Genomic DNA, 20,987 nt, shown 5'->3' with positions numbered 1-20,987 from the left:
TATGCGCTTACCTGTTCTCACCTTTGATATTGAAACCATGACTGATTTGAGATCGGGGGCGCATTTATATGGTTTAGATTTGCCTGAAGCAGATTTGGAGGCGGCCCTGACTAAATTGCGTCGTCAAGAGTCAGGCATGGATTTTCAGCGTTTGGCTTTGCATGAAATTGTGTGTATTTCTGGCTTGTGGCTAGATGACCAAGGCCAGATGAAACTGTTTTCTTTTAGTCGTGAACAATACTCTGAAGCAGAAATCCTCAGTAAGTTTTTATCTATATTTGATAAGCGCTTACCAACTTTAGTGAGCTGGAATGGCGCTCAGTTTGACTTACCTGTAATCATGCTTCGCGCTATGTATCATGGTTTAACTGCACCTGCGTTGTTCGATCAGGGCGAAATTGACACACAAAAGCGCTATAATAACTATCAGAACCGTTATCATCAGCGTCACATCGACCTGATGGATGTGATGGCAATGTTTAATGGACGTCATTTCCAAAAACTAGATGATGTAGCCCATTTATTGGGGTATCCCGGTAAAAGAGGCGATGGGGCGTATCATGTACCTGAATATGTTCGGGCACAGGAGTGGCTCAAACTCACCAGTTATTGTGAAGGTGATGTACTTAATACATGGCTGGTATATTTGCGTTGGCTTTTGCTCAAAGGGCAATTGTTAGCTCAAGACCACCGTCATTTTATCAATCAAACTATCCAGTTTTTACAGGCTCAACCGCAGCATCAAGACTTTTTGTCGGTGTGGCGTGAGACCTCACAGCAGACAGCCTTTACTGTTGCTGATTTTTCCCCTTCCCATCTTTAGGTACACATGAAACATAGAGCCAAACCTCGTCCCACTCAACAGCCCAGTTATATCTTTCAGGTTGAGTCACTTTCGCATGAAGGACGCGGCATAGCGCACTATGGTTCGCATCCAGATCATCCTGCGGACAAGCAGGGTAAAAAAGTCTTTATTAGCTATGCGTTGCCGGGTGAAACGGTCAAAGCGCAGATTACCCATGCAGTAAAGCGTTTAGAGGAAGCCGATGCTATTCAACTCCTCAGTGAAGCCTCTACTTTTCGTGTTGAGCCAAAGTGCCCGCATTTTAAAAGCTGTGGTGGCTGTAATATGCAGCACATTCATCCCGATGAACAAATTCGTTTAAAGCAAGATGTGCTTAAATCACATTTGCAGCATTTTGCGGGGATTCAACCTGAAGAATGGTTGCCGCCTTTACGCTCTTTACGTGAAGATTACCGCCGTAAAGCACGCATTGGGGTGCGTTATTTGCCTCATAAAGACCAATTGGTCGTGGGTTTTCGAGAGCGTCAAACCAATAAACTAACTTCAATTGATCGCTGTTTGGTCTTAGATCAAGAGTTTGGTTCGATCACACGCTTAAAGCAGTTACTCCAAAGTCTAACAGCCAAAGCGGCCATTGGTCATATAGAATTGGCCATGGGGGATTGTGATATTGCCCTTACGGTACGACATACTGAAAAATTAAACACAGAGGATGTCAACCGATTAAAACAATTTGCGTTAGACAGAGGGTGGCAATTGTATTTACAAGATGCAGGCCCAGACAGTCTAAAGCGTATGGATGATGAAAATGCAGAGATGCGTTTACATTATCGTTTAAATGATTTTGATGTGGCATTTGGATTTAACCCACACGACTTTACGCAGGTAAACTCAACCATTAACCCGCAAATGGTGAAATTGGCATGTGACTTGCTAGATTTAAAACAAGGAGAACGTGTTCTCGATTTGTTCTGTGGTCTAGGAAATTTCTCTTTGCCTTTGGCTCGATGCGTGGGCGCAACAGGACAAGTGGTTGGTGTTGAAGGCAGTGAAGACATGGTTCAACGTGGTGCAGAAAATGCGGAACGTAATGATCTTGGCCAGCTGAAGTTCTTTTCACAAGATTTAACAAAAGATTTCTCGCATCATTCTTGGGCAAATCAAGGATTTGATGCATTATTGATAGATCCTCCACGTGCAGGCGCAGAGGAAATAATGCATTATATGCCTAACTTTGGTGCAAAAAGAATCGTTTACGTGTCGTGTAATCCAGCGACACTCGCAAGGGATGCGGGGCTGTTGGTACAGCAGGGTTATCGATTAATCAAAGCCGGTGTGATGGACATGTTTACCCACACGGGTCACGTTGAGTCGATAGCATTGTTTGAAAAAGATAATGAGATAAACGATTAAAGAATATGAAGCGTAAAAGTGTAGGAGAAGGGTATGGTCACAGTACGTGAGCAACTACCTGGACGACTCAATGAGTTGTCTCAGGAGGCGACTGTAGAGCATGCCGAACAAGCTCAACATGATTTGGCTGAATGGTTAGATCGTGTTCGAAGCATATTAGATGATGCGAAGCTTGAGCAACTCGAAGAAGTTGCCAATTTGACTTTACAAAAAGAGTTAGAAACCACGGTTAATCATCGTTCCAATATCTTTTATACCGGTATTGAAATGGCGGATATTCTGGCCCATTTGCATGTCGATGAAGATACCTTAGCTGCTGCGATGCTCTATCGGGGGGTGCGTGAAGGCGTGATTCCTCTGGCAGAAGTACAAGAGCATTTTGGCGAACAGGTGCACGCACTGGTCAAAGGTACTTTGGCTATGGGTAAGTTGTCCGACCTTATTGAGCAGAATAAACGCCTCGAAGATCACTTTAATAACAATCAGCGCGAGCACTTAAACGGCATTTATAAAATGTTGATTTCGGTGACGGAAGACGTGCGTGTTGTACTGATCAAATTGGCCGAGCGAACTTATGCACTGCGTGAATTGGCGACTTCGTCTAAAGAACGTCAAGAGCGTGTAGCAAGAGAAATCTTAACCATTTACTCACCTTTGGCACACCGTTTAGGAATTGCGCAGTTAAAGTGGGAGCTGGAAGATTTAGCCTTTCGCTATTTAGCGCCTGATCGCTATAAAGAAATTGCGACGCTGCTGAATGAAAAGCGACTGGAGCGTGAACAATATATTCAGTTCGTGATTGATACACTGCGTGCATCTTTGAATGAGCATGGTATTGAAGCTGAAATTAGTGGTAGGGTAAAACACATTTATTCGATTTATCGAAAAATGAAAAGTAAGAACCTGAGTTTCGATCAGCTCTATGATATTCGCGCCGTTCGGGTTTTGGTTAAAACCGTACCTGAGTGCTATCACTCGTTGGGGATCGTGCATCAAATTTGGCGGCATATTCCGCATCAGTTTGATGACTATATTACCAATCCGAAAGCCAATGGTTACCGCTCACTGCATACGGCTGTGATTGCTGAAAATAAGTCACTTGAAGTTCAAATTCGTACCAAGAGCATGCATGAAGAAGCAGAGCTTGGGGTGTGTTCGCACTTTAACTATAAAGAGGGCGGTAAGAATACCGATCGCTCTTTCAACCATCGTTTACATTCATTGCGTGCAGTACTTGAACATTACCAAGAGCGCAATGATGCGAATGTACATAAGTCGGATGAGGACTCTGAAAATTTTGAGCAAATTCAAGATTTTGAAGATTTTGAGAAGATTTATGTATTTAGCCGAGATGGCGATATTAAAGAACTACCACGTGGTTCGACGGTACTCGATTTCGCCTATCATGTGCATACTCAAGTCGGTAACAAGTGTTATGCCGCGCGGGTGAATCAGCGTTATGTTCCGCTGACTTATACCTTAAAAACGGGTGAGCAAGTTGAGATTTTAACCAAAAAAGACCGTGAGCCGAACCGTGATTGGTTAGTGAACTCTTTAGGTTATATCAAGACAGCACGTGCACGTGACAAGCTGCGTCACTGGTTTAGACAACAAGATCGTAGCAAAAACTTGGAAGTGGGCCGCGAACTGCTCAACAAAGAACTTTCACGTTTAGCGATTCACCCAAAAAGTATTGATTTGAATGATTACTGTAATCATTTCAATGTCAAAGCGGGTGAAGACATTCTGATTGCACTGGTCAATGGTGACATTAGTCTGCATGCCTTGATCAATCAGGTGAACCGTCATATGCATTTGGATCAGGACGAACCTGAACTGGTGCTGAAGCCGACGTTGAATCCACGCGCTAGTCATACCTTGTCAGCGCATGGCATTCTGATTGATGGTTTAGATAATGTTGAATTACATGTAGCGCAGTGTTGTCAACCTGTGCATGGCGAGTCAATCGCGGGTTATATCACCTTGAACCGTGGGGTGAGCATCCATAAAGTGGCATGTCCTGACTACTTACGCATGATTCAAAATGAACCTGAGCGTGCGGTAGAAGCTGATTGGGAAATGCAGCCAACACGTGGTCAGAGTGTGCAAATTGTGGTGGAAGCTTATGATCGCCGTGGTTTGCTCAAAGATTTGACCCAAGTGATTTTCTCCGATCAAATCAATATTCGTCAGGTCAATACCATTTCTGAAGCAGACGGTATTGCCAATATGAAATTGTTGATTGAAGTTAAAGGCTTATCGCAACTGTCGAAACTGTTAGCACGATTGGAGCAACAACCGGGCATTATTAGTGCGCGTCGTCTTGTGCAAGGTAACTAAGCGAATTGAAAAGAAAGAGCCTGCAATTGCAGGCTCTTTTTTATTTAGAAAGATATAAGTTGGTCAGGCGATTCAGACATTGGGGACTGATTTTACTCAGTTGAAATAAAAGCTTGGCTTTAGCGCCCACGGCTTGATGGGTTGGAGTGAGTACCGTATCTTTTGCAACAGCGCGTTGAAAAACATGTTGTGCTACATCTTCCGCAGTTAAGTGTACTCCCATGTTTTGAATACTCTTCGCTTGCATATCCTGTACCATGGCAGTTTGTACAAATAGTGGCATGACATCGAGCACGCGAATGCCATATTTTTGCCATTCGGTATCTAAGCCTTCGGTGATACCGCGTACTGCAAACTTACTGGCAGAGTACGAGACCAAATCAGCTTGACCATAGATGGCTGAAGCCGATGAAAGGTTGATGACACGAGCAAAATTTGCTTGTTTGAGATAGGGCAATGCAGCGTGGCAGCCATTCAGTACACCATTGATATTAATCGACATGGTTTTGTGATGTGCGCTGATCTCTGTGTGTTCAAAAGGCCCTGAGAATAGAATCCCTGCATTATTGACCAAAACATTGAGCTCGCCCGCCCATGCAACAAACTCGGCTAAAGCGGTTTGCCAGTCTTGATAGTTAGAAACATCGAGTTGACCTGCTTTGGCGTTGGATCCAAGGCTGTCAGCAAGCTGTTGGGCTTGAGCGATATTGATGTCATAAATCCCTACTTTATAGTGATGTGCATAAAATAAGCGTGCGATGGCTGCACCAATCCCTTGAGCTGCACCACTAATCAAAATACTGCGCATCGAAACTGCTCCTTGTTGCTATTTTTCTTAATGTTATTGTTGTGATTGGATTGAGCATAACAAATGTATGCCGTCATAATGTAATTATTATCAATATGATTTTTGAAGAGAGATAAACATGGAACAATTGCTGAACGTGATGCGTGAGTTACGTGAAAAATGTCCATGGGATCAACAGCAAACCCCAGAAAGTTTAACCCGCTATGCCATTGAAGAGGCTTATGAAGTTGAAGCCGCTGTGCGTTCAGGTAAAGCTGATGAGGTGCGTGATGAGTTGGGGGATTTGCTGCTACAGGTGGTGTTCCAGTCACAGATGTATGCTGAGCAAGGGGCTTTTAATTTTCAAGATGTGGTAAATGCTATCACAGAAAAACTAATTCGTCGTCATCCCCATGTCTTTCAAGCACAGCAGTTTTCGGCGTTGTCGGCCGAAGATGTGGGCGAGCTTTGGAAGCAAATTAAACAGCAGGAAAAGCAAGGTAAGGCACAGTCTAGACTTGACAGTATCAAACACGGGCCTGCCTTACAGCAGGCGGAACAGATTCAAAAAAATGTAGCACAGATCGGTTTTGACTTTCCTGATGTGGCAGGTGCTTGTGCCAAGCTTGAAGAAGAATTAGCTGAATTGAAACATGCGGTTCAGCAGCAAAATTCCGATGAAATAGCAGATGAATTTGGCGATTGTTTATTTTCAATGATCAATGTTGGACGTAAACTGGGCGTCTCAAGCGAAATATCGCTTTTGAGTACGATTCATAAATTTCGCACTCGTTTTGCTTTCATTGAAGATCAAGCTTTGCAACAAAACAAAAATATTGAGCAAATGTCTTTAGAAGAAATGGATCAACTGTGGGAGCAAGCCAAATTACAACTGAAATAATAAAAATGGTGGCTTAAATTGATAAAAATAAAAGTAAGTTTGTTGATCATTGCGTTGTTATTACTGAGTTTACTGGCTTGGATGCCCAGCAGTTATGCACAATCTTTTGATCAGAATTACCTGAACTGGAAAGCAGAGCAGCAGACGTGGGATGATCGTATTCAAGCGTCCAAGAGCGTGAAACGTGCTGTGTTTCCTGTTCAGGCCCAACCTGTGTTGAGCACAAATAAAGTTAGTTTAAATCAGGCCAGTGTTGATCAATTACAGCAACTTCAGGGTGTGGGCCTAAAAAAGGCGCAGGCAATTGTGGCTTATCGCCAGAAACAAGGGCCATTTAAGACTATAGATGAGTTACAGCAGGTGCGCGGGATTGGACCGGCAATTTTTGCAAAAAATAAAGCCCGTTTAAGCTTGTGAAAAAAGCAGTGTCATTTATTCGTGAATTGAGCAGAATCCTGCTTTGCTTTCGATAATCAAATTGCCCTTTGATTGTGTTAGATATATGATTAGCGTCATCTTAGAATTTTACGTTTAGGCGTAGGAGACAGCGGCTTTTGCAAACTTTGCGCGCGTCAAAATGTGGTTTATCAACCGCTCAATTACCTTCTTACATTTTAGATGTGATCGATGCATTAACTAAGGCAGGCTATGAAGCATATATCGTCGGTGGCGGTGTCCGTGACATGATGCTTGGCCTAAATCCCAAAGATTTTGATGCAGTGACCAATGCAACACCGTCACAGGTAAAAGAAGTTTTCGGAAGACGTTGCCGTATTATCGGGCGCCGTTTTGAGCTGGCTCATGTCTATTCAGGTCGTGAGTTGGTTGAAGTTGCAACTTTCCGTGCACCGCCGAAGAAAGAAGTCACCTCTGCGCAAGGTATGATTTTGCGTGATAATAATTGGGGTACGATTGAGCAAGACTTTGCCCGCCGCGATTTTTCAATCAATGCAATGTACTATCAGCCACGTAAGGGTGTAGTCTTAGATTTCTGTCATGCTGTGGATGACATTAAACATAAAACCTTACGTCTACTGGGCGATGCGCAAACGCGTTTTGAAGAAGACCCAGTGCGCATGTTGCGGACTTTACGTTTTGCTGCAAAATTAGGTTTCTCAATCGATCAGCAAATTCTCGACGTTTTCACCTTGGAAATGACGCAGTTGCTGCGTGATGTTTCGCCGCACCGTTTATATGATGAATCTCAGAAACTGTTCACGATGGGACATTTAAATCGTGTGTTGCCAATGCTGATCGATTTCGGTATTTGGAAGCAGTTATTTGCAGATATCCAACCGAATATCACCCCATTTATTGAACGTGCTGCTAAAAATACCGATCAGCGTATTCAAGTGGGCAAGACCATCAACCCTGCATTTTTCTATGCTGTATTGTTGTGGCAACCATTCTTAGAGCGTTGTGAGTTTTATAGCAATAAAGGTGTGGTTGCGGCTGAAGCTCGTGCACAAGCAGGACTTGATGTATTGAAACGCCAAGCCACACGGACCATTATTCCGCGCTTTGCCGAAACCTTCATTCGCGAAGTGTGGGAAATGCAAACGCGTTTACTCAATCCGAAAGCACAGCAAATTCAAGCCTTATCTAGCCATGCACGTTTCCGTGCAGGCTTTGACTTCTTGTTGCTTCGCGAAAAAGCCGGTGATGAGGGTACGCTTGGTATGGGCCAGTGGTGGGATGCATATCAGTTGATGAGCACCGATGAAAAAGAACGTGCTATCAGCCAATATAATCGCCAACGCGCAAAATCACGTCGCAGTGGTAAAGTAAGTGCCGAAGAAGCGGTGACTGCCAAAACGGTAAGTCATGAAATTGAGCCTTTGGTACAAGAGCAAGAATCACGCAGTCGTCGTGCACGTAAACCGAAGCAACACGCTGAAGCTCGTACTCAGACTGGTAAGGGAGCAGGTCATAGCTCAACCGAGATTGGCGAAGATCACCCAATTTTAAAACGTAAACGTGTTCAGCGTGATTTAAGTAGCGTGATTTTTGGACCGACACAATGAGCATCGTTACGTACATTGGTCTAGGTAGCAACTTAGGCGACTCGAAAGTGATTTTGACTGAAGCGGTGCACAAGTTGGCCAGTCTTGGAGATGTGAAGACCTCCAAGCTGTATCAAAGCCCACCAATGGGACCGCAAGACCAACCCAATTATTTAAATGCCGTGGTGCAACTCAGCACAAACTTGGCGCCGTTGGCTTTGCTGGATGAATTGCAACGTTTTGAACAAGAGTCGGGACGTGTACGTTTACGCCATTGGGGTGAGCGCACTTTAGATTTAGATTTACTGATCTATGCAGAAGAGAAAATTCAGCATGAACGCTTAACCGTGCCACATATCGGTGTGATGGAGCGTGATTTTGTGTTGATTCCATTGTTGGATTTAGACCCAGATTTACACATTGATGGTATTGCGTTGAAACAGTTGCCTGTTGTACAACAACCCACGTTGAGCGTGCTGGATGCAGGCAATTGGGCAGAGATTTAATTTAGCCGAGCTAAAGATGTTGAAAGGAATAGTTTGATGATTAGTTTAAATGACTTAAGAAAATTTAAAGCAGAAGGTCGCAAATTTTCCTGCCTGACTTGCTATGATGCAAGTATGGCAAAGGCAATGGAACTTGCTGAAATTGATACCATTTTAATTGGCGATTCGCTAGGTATGGCGATTCAAGGTCGTGATTCCACTTTACCTGTTACAGTTGAAGATATGGCTTACCACACCGCAGCTGTACGCCGAGGTAACCAGCATGCCTTGATCATGACCGATTTACCGTTTATGAGCTATGCCACTTTAAATGATGCTTTGCAAAGCTCAAAAGTGGTGATGCAAGCGGGCGCGCAAATGGTCAAAGTCGAAGGTGGTGCATGGCTGGCTGAAACAGTTCAGGTTTTGACGCGCAACGGTATTCCTGTATGTGTACACTTAGGTTTAACTCCACAGTCTGTACATGTGTTTGGTGGCTATAAATTACAAGCACGCACACGTGAAGCGGCAGACCAACTGATTGCGGACTGCCAAGCGGTAGTTGATGCGGGCGCTGCGCTATTGTTATTAGAGTGTGTGCCTGCGCAGCTCGGTAAAGAAATTAGTGAATTGTTCCCACATGTACCTGTCATTGGCATTGGCGCAGGTGTGGATACCGATGGTCAAGTCTTAGTAGTACAAGACATGCTTGGACTGACTTTTGGTCGTGTTGCAAAATTTGTACGTAACTTTATGAAAGAACAAGCAGGGGAAACTGCGATTTTGGATGCGTTCAAGGCATACCATGCAGCAGTGCTAGATAGCTCATTCCCTGCGAAAGAACAAACATTCCAAGTCGAGCTGTAAAACATGAAAACTGAAACCACGATCCAAGGCCTATCAGCATCATTGAACCCTGCGCGAACGGCTCGAAAAAGTATTGGTTTCGTCCCGACCATGGGGAACTTGCATCAGGGGCATTTGAACCTTGTACGCGAAGCGAAAAAGCTCTGTGATGTGGTTGTAGTCAGCATTTTTGTGAACCCTATTCAATTTGGACCCAATGAAGATTTTGACAGTTACCCACGCACCTTGGAGCAAGATCAGCGCTTGTTGGCCGAGGTTGGTTGTGACATTGTGTTTGCACCATCGGTTGAGCAAATGTATGGCAGCAGCCCACGTTTGACAAATATTACCGTTTCAGATATCACCAATGATTTGTGTGGTCTACAACGTCCAGGGCATTTTGATGGTGTCGCGGTTGTGGTGACGAAACTATTCAATATTGTGCAACCTAATTTTGCTTTCTTTGGTGAAAAAGACTATCAACAGTTGGCTGTGATTCGTCAATTTGTTCGTGATTTGAATATGCCGCTTGAAGTAATGGGTGTAGCAATTGCCCGTGCTGAAGATGGTTTGGCTTTAAGTTCTCGTAATGGTTATTTAAGCGAAGAAAACCGTCAAAAGGCACCGACCATTTATCAAAGCTTAAAAGCAGCAGAACAGTCGTTACAAGCCGGTACAGCTTTAGCGGATGTGTTAGCAAATATAAAGGCGACATTGACACAGGCTGGTTTTGTTGTGGATTATGTGGAAGCACGTACACCTGCATTGCAGAAATTGGATGCGTTTGACCAAGATGTGGTGCTTTTTGTTGCGGCAAAACTCGGGGCAACTCGTTTAATTGATAACTTGAAAGTGAAACATATTTAGGCAAGCTCACCTCTCAAAGGATTAAGATGAAGCGCATTTTAATTGTTACAGGACAGTCTGGTTCGGGTAAATCCTCTGCATTGCAAGTGTTGGAAGACCTCGGTTATTACTGTATTGATAATTTGCCTTTGGCCTTACTCCCAGAGATTGTTGCTAAGCTGGATCGGGAAAACAACCTTGAGCAGTTGGCGCTTGGTGTGGATGTGCGCAGTACACGTGCAGATTTGCAAGAGTTCGACTTGGTGTTTGAACAATTGCAAAGGCATGGTACGGTCGATATTATTTATTTGACCACACGTGACCAAGAGCTGATTGCGCGCTTTAGTGCTTCACGTCGTCCGCATCCGTTGGCGACACGCTTTCAAAGTTTGAACCAGTGTATTCAAGAAGAGAAAACCCTTTTATTGCCGATTAATTTGCGCTCAACTGTGCATATTGATACCACAGATAAAAGTGTGCACGATTTAAAGCATACCTTGCTGTCAAAATTGGGGCAGTCAGATAAGCTGATTTTGATTTTGCAGTCTTTTGGTTTTAAACATGGTATTCCGTTGGATGCTGACTATGTGTTTGATGTCCGACATTTACCTAATCCGCATTGGGATTTAGAGCTACGGAAGTATTCTGGACTAGATGCTCCTGTGCAAAAATTTTTGGAACAAAGTGAGCAAACCCACGAAATGTTCCAAGATATTTATAAATTTTTAGATAAATGGTTACCAGCTTTTGCTGAAGGGCATCGTCACTATATGACCGTGTCAATTGGTTGTACGGGTGGGCAGCATCGCTCTGTATATATTGTGGATAGACTCAAAAAAGCCCTTGAGGCAAAATGGTCTATTCAGGTCCTCCATCGAGAAATGAAGCACTGGGCATGATTGACACAACTGTTGACGTAATTAATAAACTAGGGTTACATGCGCGTGCATCTGGCAAGCTCATTGAAGTGACCACCAAATTCCGTTCTTCAATCCAAATTGGAAAAGGAGATAAATTGGTGGATGCCAAAAATATTATGTCCCTCCTGATGCTAGGCGCAGGAAAGGGAACCACTTTACGCTTGGTGCTTGAAGGTGCAGATGAAGAACAAGCTTTATCTGAGATTCAGGCACTATTTGCAGCAAAATTTTACGAGGCAGATTAATCGTGGCACGTCGACCGCATAGTTTTACTGAAGAAGACTTTGAATCTTTAGAAGGACGTGCAAGTAAAACCGAACAGAAAAAAGCCGTACAACGTATGGCGTCTTTGGGTGCACAACTGGCAGAGTTGAATACTAAACAAATTCAAAACTTACCTGTTGAAGAGCGTTTGATTGAAGCCCTTTTGGATGTGAAACTGATTACATCAAATGAAGCTCGTCGTCGCCAATTTTTACGCATTGGTAAGTTGCTGCGTAATGAAGATGAAACAGTGATTTTGTCTTATTTGACACCGCAACAAGGCGCGAAAAAAACCGCTCAATTGCTACGTTGGGTTGATCGTATGATCAAAGATGGTGACCCTGTGATTAATGAGTTTTCCAAAACCTATAATGCAGCTGAGCGTCATACCATTCGCCAACATGTTTTGCGGATTCACCGTGATATGAAACAGCAGGCGGATGAAGAACAACTTAAAGCGTCACGTTTGAAGTTGTTTAATTACATCCAGCAAGTGGCTTTAATTTCAGATAATTAAGCCATTTAGAAATAGAAAAAAGCGACCTTTAAGGTCGCTTTTTTTTTATGAGAATATTTGCTTGTATAGACTGCTGAATATTTAGCTAAATTCGCCAGTTGCACGCTCTTTGGCCCAATCGCGTAGAACAAATTTTTGTAACTTGCCTGTCGACGTTTTTGGGATTTCTGTAATCACTACATCTTTGGGAACTTTAAAACGTGCCAGATGTTGCTTACAGAATTCAATAATTTCTTCAGGTGTGGTTTCTTTACCTGCTTTGAGTTCAATAAATGCACATGGCACTTCTTGCCAGCGAGGATCGGGTTTCGCGACCACCGCAGCCGTTAAAATAGCAGGGTGTTGATAGAGAATTTCTTCCACTTCGAGTGATGAAATATTCTCGCCTCCAGAAATGATCACATCTTTAGAGCGGTCAGTAATTTTGGCATAGCCATCGGGTTGGCAGACTGCAAGATCGCCTGTATGAAACCAACCACCTGCAAAGGCTTCTGCGGTCGCTTCAGGGTTTTTGAGATAGCCTTTCATTACAATGTTGCCACGGAACATAATTTCACCCATGGTTTGGCCATCATGCGGTACAGGTTGCATGGTGTCTGGATCCAGCACTTTCATTCCATCTTGCAGTGGGTATGGCACCCCCTGGCGTGAGTGCAGTTGCGCTTGTTCTTGAATCGATAAGTCAGACCAACCTGCTTGAGAGGCACAAAGCGCAGAAGGGCCATAGGTTTCAGTCAGTCCATAGACATGGGTGACATTGATGCCAATATGGCGCATGCCTTCAATGATTGCAGCGGGAGGTGCAGCACCTGCCACCATTACTTCAACGCGGTGTTCAAAGTGAACTCGTTGCTCTTCAGGGGTATTGATCAGCATTGATAACACAATTGGTGCACCGCAGAAATAATCGACTTTGTGCTCAGCAATGAGTTTGAAAATGAGTTCAGGGTCAATTTTACGTAAACAGATGTTGGTGCCACCATTGGCGGCCATAGTCCATGCAAAGCACCAACCGTTGCAGTGAAACAGGGGTAGGGTCCACAAGTAGGTCGCACGAGGTGTCATGCCACAAGCAATGATGTTACTGGCTGCATTGATATAAGCGCCGCGGTGATGATAGACCACCCCTTTCGGGTTGCCTGTCGTTCCCGAGGTGTAATTTAGGCTAATGGCATCCCATTCATCTTGAGGTAAATGCCACTCAAAGTTTTCATCACCTTCGGTTAACCAGTCTTCATATTCAATCTGACCAATCGGAGCTGCAAAACAGTTCTCGTACTCAGCATCATCTACATCAATCACAAAAATGTCGCGCTTGACCAAAGCCAAAGCTTCTTGTGCAACCGATGCAAACTCAGGATCGACCAAAAGGACTTTGGTTTCGGCATGCTCTAACATGAATGCAATGGTTTTGGCATCTAAGCGCGTGTTCAACGTGTTGAGCACAGCACCTGTCATAGGTACTGCAAAATGTGCTTCGATCATTGCAGGGATGTTGGGTAATAGTACCGAGACAGTATCATTTTTGGTAATCCCCAGTTTTTGCAGCTGAGAAGCAAATTGACGACAACGTTGATAAGTTTCACGCCATGAAATATGACGGTGTCCATGTATGATGGCGTCTTGATGGGGATAAATATAGGCAGCTCGTTCTAAATAACGCAGCGGTGACAAAGCCACAAAGTTTGCGGGGGTTCTTGGTAGTTCGTCATAAGCACTGACCATGTTTATCACTCCAAATTCAGTATTATTTTTTCATTGCTTAAAAGATATGCATTTTTCAGAAATCTTGCATTTATGCTTTAGTCGAGTTGCGCTTTTTAGATGAATTTATTGAACTTTTTTGTTTAGTTTATCTAAACTGAATCTATGAATTCTGTACGATATAAGCGCTTTTTGGTCGATTTTAGCTTGCTTTTTAAACAAAATGTGTGTGCTTGTGTTACTGCATTGTTCAATAAAAAGTGACCAGTAAAGTCATTCTAAAATGTAGTTATCAGGATTGCGGCGTATCAATTCCCTCATTCTTGGGTGGCTGATGGATTGGCAAATGAATTCAAAATGCGCTGAAACATGAATTTTCTAGGGGAAAAGGTTTAATCCTGTGGATAACACGTGTAAAATTCGACTGATTTTATTTATCCACCGTTTTTATCTTTTGAGGTTTTGCCTCGATCATAATCTCGCGGTGACATGCTCCATGGTACGGGGCATCACTCCTTAAGGATTTTTTATGCCAATTATCACTTTGCCAAATGGCGATCAAAAACAATTTGATCAAGCTGTATCTGTGATGGACGTTGCACTGAGCATCGGTCCGGGTCTTGCGAAAAATACAGTTGCAGGAAAAGTCGATGGTCGTTTAGTTGATGCATCTGACTTGATTACCACGGATGCCAGCCTTCAAATTATTACGCCTAAAGACGAAGAAGGGGTCGAAATCATTCGTCACTCTTGCGCGCACTTGGTGGGACATGCAGTGAAGCAATTGTTCCCCGAAGCGAAAATGGTGATTGGTCCTGTCATTGAAGATGGCTTCTATTACGATATTTTTAGCGCAAAGCCATTTACACCAGAAGATATGCTAGCCATTGAAGAGCGTATGAAAAAGCTCATCGATCAAGACTATGATGTCATCAAAAAAATGACACCACGTGATGAGGTGATAGCGGAGTTCACAGCGCGTGGTGAAGATTATAAATTACGCTTGATTGCAGACATGCCTGAAGAAACAGAAATGGGCTTGTACTACCATCAAGATTATTTGGATATGTGCCGTGGTCCGCACGTGCCAAATACTAAATTTTTAAAAGCATTCAAGCTCACTAAAATGTCAGGCGCTTACTGGCGCGGCGATGCGAAGAATGAACAGTTACAACGTATTTATGGTACAGCGTGGGCAGATAAAAAACAGCTTGCGGCTTATATCAAACGTATTGAAGAAGCTGAAAAGCGTGACCACCGTAAAATTGGTAAAGCTTTAGACCTGTTCCATATGCAAGAAGAAGCACCAGGTATGGTGTTCTGGCATCCAAACGGTTGGACCATTTATCAAGTACTTGAACAATACATGCGCAAAGTACAACAAGATAATGGCTATCTCGAAATTCGTACACCGCAAGTGGTTGATTTCACCCTTTGGGAAAAATCAGGCCATGCTGCAAACTATGCAGATGGTATGTTCACGACGCATTCAGAAAGCCGTAACTATGCTATTAAACCGATGAACTGTCCTTGTCACGTACAAGTGTTCAATCAAGGTCTAAAGTCATACCGTGATTTGCCAATTCGTTTAGCTGAATTTGGTTCGTGTCACCGTAACGAACCATCGGGTTCATTGCACGGTATTATGCGTGTGCGTGGCTTTACTCAAGATGATGCACACATTTTCTGTACCAAAGAGCAGATTGGTCAAGAAGTGGCTGACTTTATTCAACTGACTTTAGATGTATATAAAGACTTCGGTTTCGAAGATGTACAAATGAAGTTATCTACACGTCCAGAGAAACGTGTGGGTGATGATGCACTTTGGGATATGGCTGAAAAATCTTTAGCAGATGCTTTAGATGCTGCTGGTTTAGAGTGGGAGCTTCAGCCAGGTGAAGGTGCATTCTATGGTCCGAAAATTGAATTCTCACTGAAAGACTGCTTAGGCCGTGTATGGCAATGTGGTACAATCCAATGTGACTTCAATTTACCAGAACGTTTAGAAGCATCATATGTCACTGAAGACAATGATCGTGATCAGCCTGTAATGTTGCACCGTGCAATACTTGGCAGTTTTGAACGTTTTATTGGTATACTAATCGAACACTATGCGGGCTTTATGCCACCTTGGTTAACACCAATCCAAGCGTGTGTGATGAATATTACCGATTCACAAGCGGAAGCATGTGAGTCAGTCGTCGCTAAACTTAAAGAAAACGGCCTCCGAGCGATTTCAGACTTGAGAAATGAGAAAATCGGCTTTAAGATTCGTGAACGTACATTAGAGCGTATTCCTTACTTACTGGTACTTGGGGATCGTGAGGTAGAGGAAGGTACAGTAAACGTGCGTACCCGCTCTGGAACAAATTTGGGTACTATGTCAATCGACGCTTTCGTTGACCTAGTAAAAGCAGCCGTTGCCGAACGCGGCCGGTACATTGTGGAGTAACAGCGATTAAACAGCCTGACCGTAATCAACAGGGCGGTAACAAATCAAACCGTCCTGCTTTGAATGATGAAATTCGTGCGAAAGAAGTCCGTCTTGTAGACGAAAATGGTGAGCAAAAAGGTATTGTTAGCTTGGCAGAAGCATTGCGCGCTGCTGAAAGTGTTGAGCTTGATCTTGTTGAGATCGTAGCAAATGCTGAACCGCCTGTTTGTAAAATCATGGACTTCAACAAGCATTTGTTTGATCTAAAGCAAAAGCAGAAAGAAGCGAAGAAAAAACAGCATCAAGTACAGGTGAAAGAAATCAAACTCCGCCCGGGTACTGATGTTGGTGATTACAACGTGAAACTACGTGCAATCACTAAGTTCCTTGAAGAAGGTAACAAAGTAAAAATTACCCTTCGTTTCCGTGGTCGTGAAATGGCGCACCAACAGCTTGGTTTGGCTCAACTTCAAAAAGTTGAAGCCGATGTGGCTGAAATTGGTGTTGTTGAGCAATCACCAAAAATGGAAGGTCGTCAAATGGGTATGTTGCTTGGTCCTAAAAAGAAAAAGTAATGATTCATTGATCTTAAAAAAAGCACTGCCTATGCAGTGCTTTTTTTATTGCAACATGAAGAGAAGTTTACTAACCAATTTAATTATGACTTGATAACGTTGCTTGCAGAGTGCATAAGCCTTCTATCTCAAGTCCAATCTGAATATTCCTAAAGTTAGCGTTACTTAAGCTTTGCATGTGTTCATCTTTGGTCATATACAGTTCGAGATTCTTCATATTTCCATCAGGTTGAGCTAAGTGATCAGTGATGAAGTAGTAGCCATCGAGTTGGACGACTTGTTGTGCAATACTTTTATGAAATTCATAAGCATATGCTTTATGGCGAAGTTCATGTAAAGCTTGATGAATCACGATATAGTCAAAGCGTTGACCATTCAGAACTGTATACCAATCGTGTTGTTTAAAATCAGCTAGGAAGAAATCTACGAATGTATGGGGAATAGTGGCTAAACGTTGTTTGGCTAAGTTATGCATAGCTGCTGAAAAATCGACGGCGGTATAATTAATATTAGGTTGTCTACTTAAGAGTTCATATGCAAAGAAACCAGGGCCCGAGCCTAATTCTAAAATACGAAAATCAGGCTTTGGGTGACTTAGAATTTGTGAAATATAGTGTTTGAAGAACTCCAACCGGTAAGGACGTTTAATATTCGCTTCTTTTGCCCATTGAGTCGCTTCAAGCGGGTCTTTTAAATTGATCGGGCTTGGAATATCAATGATTTTATTCATTTTGTTGGGTGGTTTTTATTCAAATATGTGCTAAATAATATATAAAATTACATAAAAATAATCACGTTTAATTATGATATCGTGTATCTAAAATAAGCGAATAAACTTAGGAAATAAGAATGATTGATTTGTACTATTGGGGAACACCCAACGGACATAAAATTAGCATTGCATTAGAAGAAATGGGTTTGGAGTATCAAGTCTTTCCCATTAATATTTTAGAAAATGACCAATTTCAACCTGATTTTCTTCGTATTTCACCTAACAATAAAATTCCTGCGATTGTGGATCAAGATGGCCCCAAAGGTGAAGCTATTTCGGTGTTTGAGTCAGGGGCAATTCTGCAGTATTTAGGGCGTAAAACAGGGCAGTTTTATCCAAGCGATGAACAGTCTCGAGTTGAGGTTGAGCAGTGGTTAATGTGGCAAATGGGTGGCTTCGGTCCAATGCTTGGACAGAACCATCATTTTAGTAAATTTGCCCCTGAACGTATTGCCTATGCAACTGAACGCTATGTTAATGAAACCAAACGTCTATATGCTGTATTAGACAAGCAACTTTTTGGTCAAAACTATGTAGCTGGAGAGTATTCAATTGCAGACATGGCAATTTTCCCATGGATTTTGCGTTATGAATGGCAACAAATTGATTTAAATGATTATCCTAATGTCAAAGCTTATATGGAGCGTATTCAAGCACGCCCTGCAGTACAACGAGCACTGGCGATTCGAGTTAATTAGGTACAAAAGTAATGACTTGAATTGTGTTAAGCTTAGTGCCTTCAAGGTATAAGCCATTCTTTAAAGCCACCGATGGGTGGCTTTTTTGTTGAAGGTTGTTTGGACATCAGCGTAATGAAAAAAGAGTTTTTCCTCAATTTAACCCGTATTATTGAAGCGAATCCTAAAATCTACCTCAGTATTATTGTAGGGATCGCAGGGTGTTTGGTGCTATTTGTAGCTGAAGCGGTACATATTCAAAAAATAATTGAACTGCTCAATACCAAAGATCAGGCGGTACTCCGTGCTGCAATTGAACCGATTGCCGATAAGTATTCATGGTCACGTTGGGCTTTGTTGATTTTGGCATTGATCTGGTCAAGTTTTGCCTATAGCTCAACCAAGAAAAAGCTGGGTTTAAAATCATAAAATGATGTGGGCCTTAGGACTGCTTTTCCTTTCTGCTTTTGGGGCAGCGACATTGCTACCTTTGCAGTCAGAGGCTGTCTTGGTGGGATTGTTGGCTCAGACGCAATACTCAGTGTGGTTATTGATAGCTGTTGCCAGTCTTGGCAATATTTTAGGTAGCTGTGTGAATTGGTGGCTCGGCTTGAAAGTTGAGCAATACAAAAACAAAAAATGGTTTCCAGTCTCAGAGGAAAAGATGTTGCGGGCACAGGGCATTTATCAGAAATATGGTTTTTGGTCTTTATTGCTCAGTTGGGTGCCCATCATTGGTGATCCGATTACCCTCATTGCAGGATTGCTCAAAGAAAATTTTGTTCGTTTTGTCGTGATGGTGAGTATTGCGAAAATAGGACGCTATCTTTTTGTGTATTGGATGTTTAGTCAATTCTAATTGGTCTTCAAATGCTGTTATTGGCCAACAGATTTTTAATGGTTTTTAGGTTTGTAAGAAGTCAGGACACGAGCTATCGAAAACTCGTGTCCTTTTAGATTTTAGTGACAAGACTCAAGGTCAAATTCAATCACATCTTTAAATTTAGATTTTTTATAGAGCCACAGTGTGCTTGCCGTGCGTTTAACACTGACTTTACTGTTGGCAACGGCGTGTAAAACCTGCTGATCAAGCTCATAAATGCCAGAGCCTTTAGTAATCTTGGGCTTTTTCACGTTGCCTTGTTTATCTGTTTTGAAGCTAAATTTAACTTGACGGTCATGACCATTTAACTGTGTTGAATCTAATCCAAGCGTAGGTTGAACCAGATATTGAAAAGGCACTTTTTGTTGCTGTTGTTGCGCAAGCCAGTTCTTAGAGTCAAAGGTGTAGTTACATGCTTCGGCGTCATCTGGCGTTAAGTTTAAATTAAAAACTTGATAACCAATGACGGCAGAAGCAGTATCATCTTCAACAAAAGGTTTTACTTTGGCTTGAAGCACAGCATTCACCAACTTTTCATCCAAAGCTTTGAGCCCAGTACTTTCCTGTACGGTGGCTTTGGTCACATCGCCTGTTTCATCTGCATAGATACGAATAATCGCTGCACGGTTTTGCTGATTTAAATCGCTATTTTTATATTGGGGTTTGGGAAAATCGACCCATTGAATACGCGTGGTCAAATGTGCTGATTGAGCTGAACTTTTTTGAATGGTGAGTTCTAATGGTGGCTGAGCTGCATGGCTTAAATGAACGGGCAATGTTGATAATGCAAGCAATAAGAGTGGTTTCATATGATCAATTTCTTTTATAACGCATCCAGTGCGTATGACTTAAATGATGGTTGCGAGTATTTCCTGAATTGAAAAGACTCGCAAGTTATATTGTTAAATTAAAAACTATTTCTGCTCGGCTTGAGTAATGTCGACGCCAAATAAGTCTTTGGTTTTAGCAATAAAGCGAAAGTCTTCACCTAAACTTTGTAGTACACGTTTCGTTTCAATTTTAGGAAACGTGCGTTTACTTAAAAGATTGACGAGTAAGAAACATAGGCTGAGCAGTACTGCTACACTGATGAAACTGGTTTCACGACCTAAAAAAGCCAACATCAACCCACCCAGCATCGGGCCAATAATCCCCCCACTTTACCAACCAATGGTGGTCCATGTGGCGCCGTTGGCATAAATGTCTCGTGGAATTAAAAAGGGTTTGAGAGACGTTGCGGATGGATTATACAAACCTCGAATTGTTCCTAAGCCAAAGAACAAGGCATAAACACTCCATGACAGGGTGGAGAGCTCGATGTGCTTTAAGCCATAGCATGAAATAATCCCCATAGCACCAAGGGCAGTGGAATGGCAAAGAATAAGCAGATTTTCATGATACTTTGTTTATTAAAACGATCCGCAAAATAACCACCCCATAAGGAAAGTGCAATAAAGGGGATTGCTTCTGCTAAACCAATTAAACCTAGAGTCAGTGGATCTTTAGTGAGGGTGTACAAGGAGTACGCCACAATAATTTCCTGAATTAAAATGGCAAGCGTCAGGCAAAATTGATTCAGTGTAACAATAGAGAGGTCTCTGTAGCGGAGTGCAGTAAACGCATCCTGTGTAGCGTTCACAAGGGGTCAGCATGGAATGGATGAGGCATTATACGACTTGGACTAAACCTCGGTTATAAATTCATCGCTTAAAGCTTGTCGGGAAATAAACTAAGCTTGCTTTTATTGTTGATTATTTGCTTTTGTTTTAGACAAAGTTCGATTAGAATATTCGCTCCCTTACCTGCAGGTCGTTT

At 42.6% G+C, this 20,987-nt stretch carries 21 protein-coding genes and 1 pseudogene; 17 read left to right on the top strand and 5 right to left on the bottom strand.

All coding sequences use genetic code 11. The features are described 5' to 3' along the window. Window position 1 precedes the first annotated feature (1 nt). From CDG62_RS16485 to CDG62_RS16475, 3 genes are read left to right on the top strand one after another with little or no spacing between them, the layout of a single operon-like run. Window positions 2–823, top strand: a complete 822-nt coding sequence (locus tag CDG62_RS16485) for a 3'-5' exonuclease (protein WP_087527534.1) — start codon at window positions 2–4, stop codon at window positions 821–823. Window positions 824–829: 6 nt separating this feature from the next. Beyond that, on the top strand, window positions 830–2,218 hold the full coding sequence (rlmD, locus tag CDG62_RS16480) for a 23S rRNA (uracil(1939)-C(5))-methyltransferase RlmD (protein WP_087527533.1): 1,389 nt from the start codon (window positions 830–832) through the stop codon (window positions 2,216–2,218). A gap of 33 nt (window positions 2,219–2,251) precedes the next feature. Beyond that, complete coding sequence (locus CDG62_RS16475) at window positions 2,252–4,558, top strand: RelA/SpoT family protein (RefSeq protein WP_087527532.1); 2,307 nt, start codon at window positions 2,252–2,254, stop codon at window positions 4,556–4,558. Window positions 4,559–4,598: 40 nt separating this feature from the next. On the opposite strand, the gene CDG62_RS16470 is transcribed toward CDG62_RS16475, so the two are convergent. Next, the gene (locus CDG62_RS16470; RefSeq protein ID WP_087527531.1) at window positions 4,599–5,366 is read right to left on the bottom strand and encodes an SDR family oxidoreductase; all 768 of its coding nucleotides are present in this window, start codon (window positions 5,364–5,366) and stop codon (window positions 4,599–4,601) included. A 118-nt stretch (window positions 5,367–5,484) separates the two neighbouring features. Here CDG62_RS16470 and mazG point away from each other — a divergent pair, with 118 nt between their 5' ends. The 9 genes from mazG (at window position 5,485) to yjgA (ending at window position 12,127) form a co-directional block, all read left to right on the top strand. Then, window positions 5,485–6,246, top strand: a complete 762-nt coding sequence (mazG, locus tag CDG62_RS16465) for a nucleoside triphosphate pyrophosphohydrolase (RefSeq protein ID WP_087527530.1) — start codon at window positions 5,485–5,487, stop codon at window positions 6,244–6,246. An 18-nt stretch (window positions 6,247–6,264) separates the two neighbouring features. Next, window positions 6,265–6,663, top strand: a complete 399-nt coding sequence (locus CDG62_RS16460) for a ComEA family DNA-binding protein (RefSeq protein WP_228254407.1) — start codon at window positions 6,265–6,267, stop codon at window positions 6,661–6,663. Between the two features lie 137 nt (window positions 6,664–6,800). Beyond that, window positions 6,801–8,270, top strand: a complete 1,470-nt coding sequence (gene pcnB, locus CDG62_RS16455) for a polynucleotide adenylyltransferase PcnB (protein WP_087527528.1) — start codon at window positions 6,801–6,803, stop codon at window positions 8,268–8,270. Then, window positions 8,267–8,755 (top strand): 2-amino-4-hydroxy-6-hydroxymethyldihydropteridine diphosphokinase, encoded by a 489-nt coding sequence (gene folK, locus CDG62_RS16450; RefSeq protein WP_087527527.1) that lies wholly within the window; start codon window positions 8,267–8,269, stop codon window positions 8,753–8,755. Before pcnB ends, folK begins: the two co-directional genes overlap by 4 nt. Window positions 8,756–8,791: 36 nt before the next feature. Next, the gene (panB, locus tag CDG62_RS16445; RefSeq protein ID WP_087527526.1) at window positions 8,792–9,601 is read left to right on the top strand and encodes a 3-methyl-2-oxobutanoate hydroxymethyltransferase; all 810 of its coding nucleotides are present in this window, start codon (window positions 8,792–8,794) and stop codon (window positions 9,599–9,601) included. A gap of 3 nt (window positions 9,602–9,604) precedes the next feature. Beyond that, entirely contained in the window at window positions 9,605–10,447 is an 843-nt protein-coding gene (panC, locus tag CDG62_RS16440; RefSeq protein WP_087527525.1) for a pantoate--beta-alanine ligase, read from the top strand. A 26-nt stretch (window positions 10,448–10,473) separates the two neighbouring features. Next, window positions 10,474–11,325, top strand: a complete 852-nt coding sequence (rapZ, locus tag CDG62_RS16435; protein ID WP_087527524.1) for an RNase adapter RapZ — start codon at window positions 10,474–10,476, stop codon at window positions 11,323–11,325. After that, on the top strand, window positions 11,322–11,591 hold the full coding sequence (locus tag CDG62_RS16430) for an HPr family phosphocarrier protein (RefSeq protein ID WP_010325935.1): 270 nt from the start codon (window positions 11,322–11,324) through the stop codon (window positions 11,589–11,591). Before rapZ ends, CDG62_RS16430 begins: the two co-directional genes overlap by 4 nt. A 2-nt stretch (window positions 11,592–11,593) precedes the next feature. Beyond that, the gene (yjgA, locus tag CDG62_RS16425) at window positions 11,594–12,127 is read left to right on the top strand and encodes a ribosome biogenesis factor YjgA (protein ID WP_086209847.1); all 534 of its coding nucleotides are present in this window, start codon (window positions 11,594–11,596) and stop codon (window positions 12,125–12,127) included. 81 nt (window positions 12,128–12,208) lie between these two features. Here yjgA and CDG62_RS16420 read toward each other — a convergent pair whose 3' ends face one another. Continuing rightward, window positions 12,209–13,852: an acyl-CoA synthetase gene (locus tag CDG62_RS16420; protein ID WP_087527523.1), complete on the bottom strand. Its 1,644-nt coding sequence runs from the start codon at window positions 13,850–13,852 to the stop codon at window positions 12,209–12,211. 508 nt (window positions 13,853–14,360) lie between these two features. Here CDG62_RS16420 and thrS point away from each other — a divergent pair. Continuing rightward, entirely contained in the window at window positions 14,361–16,283 is a 1,923-nt protein-coding gene (gene thrS, locus CDG62_RS16415; RefSeq protein WP_087527522.1) for a threonine--tRNA ligase, read from the top strand. 59 nt (window positions 16,284–16,342) lie between these two features. Further along, window positions 16,343–16,840, top strand: a complete 498-nt coding sequence (infC, locus tag CDG62_RS16410) for a translation initiation factor IF-3 (protein ID WP_010325938.1) — start codon at window positions 16,343–16,345, stop codon at window positions 16,838–16,840. Between the two features lie 79 nt (window positions 16,841–16,919). On the opposite strand, the gene CDG62_RS16405 is transcribed toward infC, so the two are convergent. Further along, entirely contained in the window at window positions 16,920–17,570 is a 651-nt protein-coding gene (locus tag CDG62_RS16405) for a class I SAM-dependent methyltransferase (RefSeq protein WP_087527521.1), read from the bottom strand. Between the two features lie 119 nt (window positions 17,571–17,689). On the opposite strand from CDG62_RS16405, the gene CDG62_RS16400 reads away from it, so the two are divergent. The 3 genes from CDG62_RS16400 to CDG62_RS16390 all read left to right on the top strand — a co-directional run bounded on the left by CDG62_RS16400 (window position 17,690) and on the right by CDG62_RS16390 (window position 19,148). Further along, the gene (locus CDG62_RS16400) at window positions 17,690–18,310 is read left to right on the top strand and encodes a glutathione binding-like protein (RefSeq protein WP_087527520.1); all 621 of its coding nucleotides are present in this window, start codon (window positions 17,690–17,692) and stop codon (window positions 18,308–18,310) included. Between the two features lie 114 nt (window positions 18,311–18,424). After that, the gene (locus tag CDG62_RS16395; RefSeq protein WP_087527558.1) at window positions 18,425–18,718 is read left to right on the top strand and encodes a hypothetical protein; all 294 of its coding nucleotides are present in this window, start codon (window positions 18,425–18,427) and stop codon (window positions 18,716–18,718) included. Between the two features lies 1 nt (window position 18,719). After that, on the top strand, window positions 18,720–19,148 hold the full coding sequence (locus CDG62_RS16390; RefSeq protein ID WP_087527519.1) for a YqaA family protein: 429 nt from the start codon (window positions 18,720–18,722) through the stop codon (window positions 19,146–19,148). Between the two features lie 101 nt (window positions 19,149–19,249). On the opposite strand, the gene CDG62_RS16385 is transcribed toward CDG62_RS16390, so the two are convergent. Beyond that, window positions 19,250–19,981, bottom strand: coding sequence for a TonB family protein (locus tag CDG62_RS16385; RefSeq protein WP_087527518.1), 732 nt, complete (start codon window positions 19,979–19,981; stop codon window positions 19,250–19,252). Window positions 19,982–20,128: 147 nt separating this feature from the next. Continuing rightward, a pseudogene (locus CDG62_RS16380) lies at window positions 20,129–20,811 on the bottom strand (MFS transporter); the annotation flags it as partial. Window positions 20,812–20,987 lie beyond the last annotated feature (176 nt).

It is taken from the genome of Acinetobacter sp. WCHA55 (genome assembly GCF_002165305.2).
GTDB lineage: Bacteria > Pseudomonadota > Gammaproteobacteria > Pseudomonadales > Moraxellaceae > Acinetobacter.
The sequence above is the reverse complement of the archived record's forward strand: the minus strand, read 5'-3'. Positions and strand labels throughout refer to the sequence as shown.

Excerpts from the sequence above, each read along its gene's own strand:
- CDG62_RS16485 (WP_087527534.1), top strand. The coding sequence starts at position 2 with ATGCGCTTACCTGTTCTCACCTTTGATATTGAAACCATGACTGATTTG.
- rlmD (WP_087527533.1), top strand. The coding sequence starts at position 830 with ATGAAACATAGAGCCAAACCTCGTCCCACTCAACAGCCCAGTTATATC.
- CDG62_RS16475 (WP_087527532.1), top strand. The coding sequence starts at position 2,252 with ATGGTCACAGTACGTGAGCAACTACCTGGACGACTCAATGAGTTGTCT.
- CDG62_RS16470 (WP_087527531.1), bottom strand. The coding sequence starts at position 5,366 with ATGCGCAGTATTTTGATTAGTGGTGCAGCTCAAGGGATTGGTGCAGCC.
- mazG (WP_087527530.1), top strand. The coding sequence starts at position 5,485 with ATGGAACAATTGCTGAACGTGATGCGTGAGTTACGTGAAAAATGTCCA.
- folK (WP_087527527.1), top strand. The coding sequence starts at position 8,267 with ATGAGCATCGTTACGTACATTGGTCTAGGTAGCAACTTAGGCGACTCG.
- panB (WP_087527526.1), top strand. The coding sequence starts at position 8,792 with ATGATTAGTTTAAATGACTTAAGAAAATTTAAAGCAGAAGGTCGCAAA.
- panC (WP_087527525.1), top strand. The coding sequence starts at position 9,605 with ATGAAAACTGAAACCACGATCCAAGGCCTATCAGCATCATTGAACCCT.
- rapZ (WP_087527524.1), top strand. The coding sequence starts at position 10,474 with ATGAAGCGCATTTTAATTGTTACAGGACAGTCTGGTTCGGGTAAATCC.
- CDG62_RS16430 (WP_010325935.1), top strand. The coding sequence starts at position 11,322 with ATGATTGACACAACTGTTGACGTAATTAATAAACTAGGGTTACATGCG.
- CDG62_RS16420 (WP_087527523.1), bottom strand. The coding sequence starts at position 13,852 with ATGGTCAGTGCTTATGACGAACTACCAAGAACCCCCGCAAACTTTGTG.
- thrS (WP_087527522.1), top strand. The coding sequence starts at position 14,361 with ATGCCAATTATCACTTTGCCAAATGGCGATCAAAAACAATTTGATCAA.
- CDG62_RS16405 (WP_087527521.1), bottom strand. The coding sequence starts at position 17,570 with ATGAATAAAATCATTGATATTCCAAGCCCGATCAATTTAAAAGACCCG.
- CDG62_RS16400 (WP_087527520.1), top strand. The coding sequence starts at position 17,690 with ATGATTGATTTGTACTATTGGGGAACACCCAACGGACATAAAATTAGC.
- CDG62_RS16395 (WP_087527558.1), top strand. The coding sequence starts at position 18,425 with ATGAAAAAAGAGTTTTTCCTCAATTTAACCCGTATTATTGAAGCGAAT.
- CDG62_RS16390 (WP_087527519.1), top strand. The coding sequence starts at position 18,720 with ATGATGTGGGCCTTAGGACTGCTTTTCCTTTCTGCTTTTGGGGCAGCG.
- CDG62_RS16385 (WP_087527518.1), bottom strand. The coding sequence starts at position 19,981 with ATGAAACCACTCTTATTGCTTGCATTATCAACATTGCCCGTTCATTTA.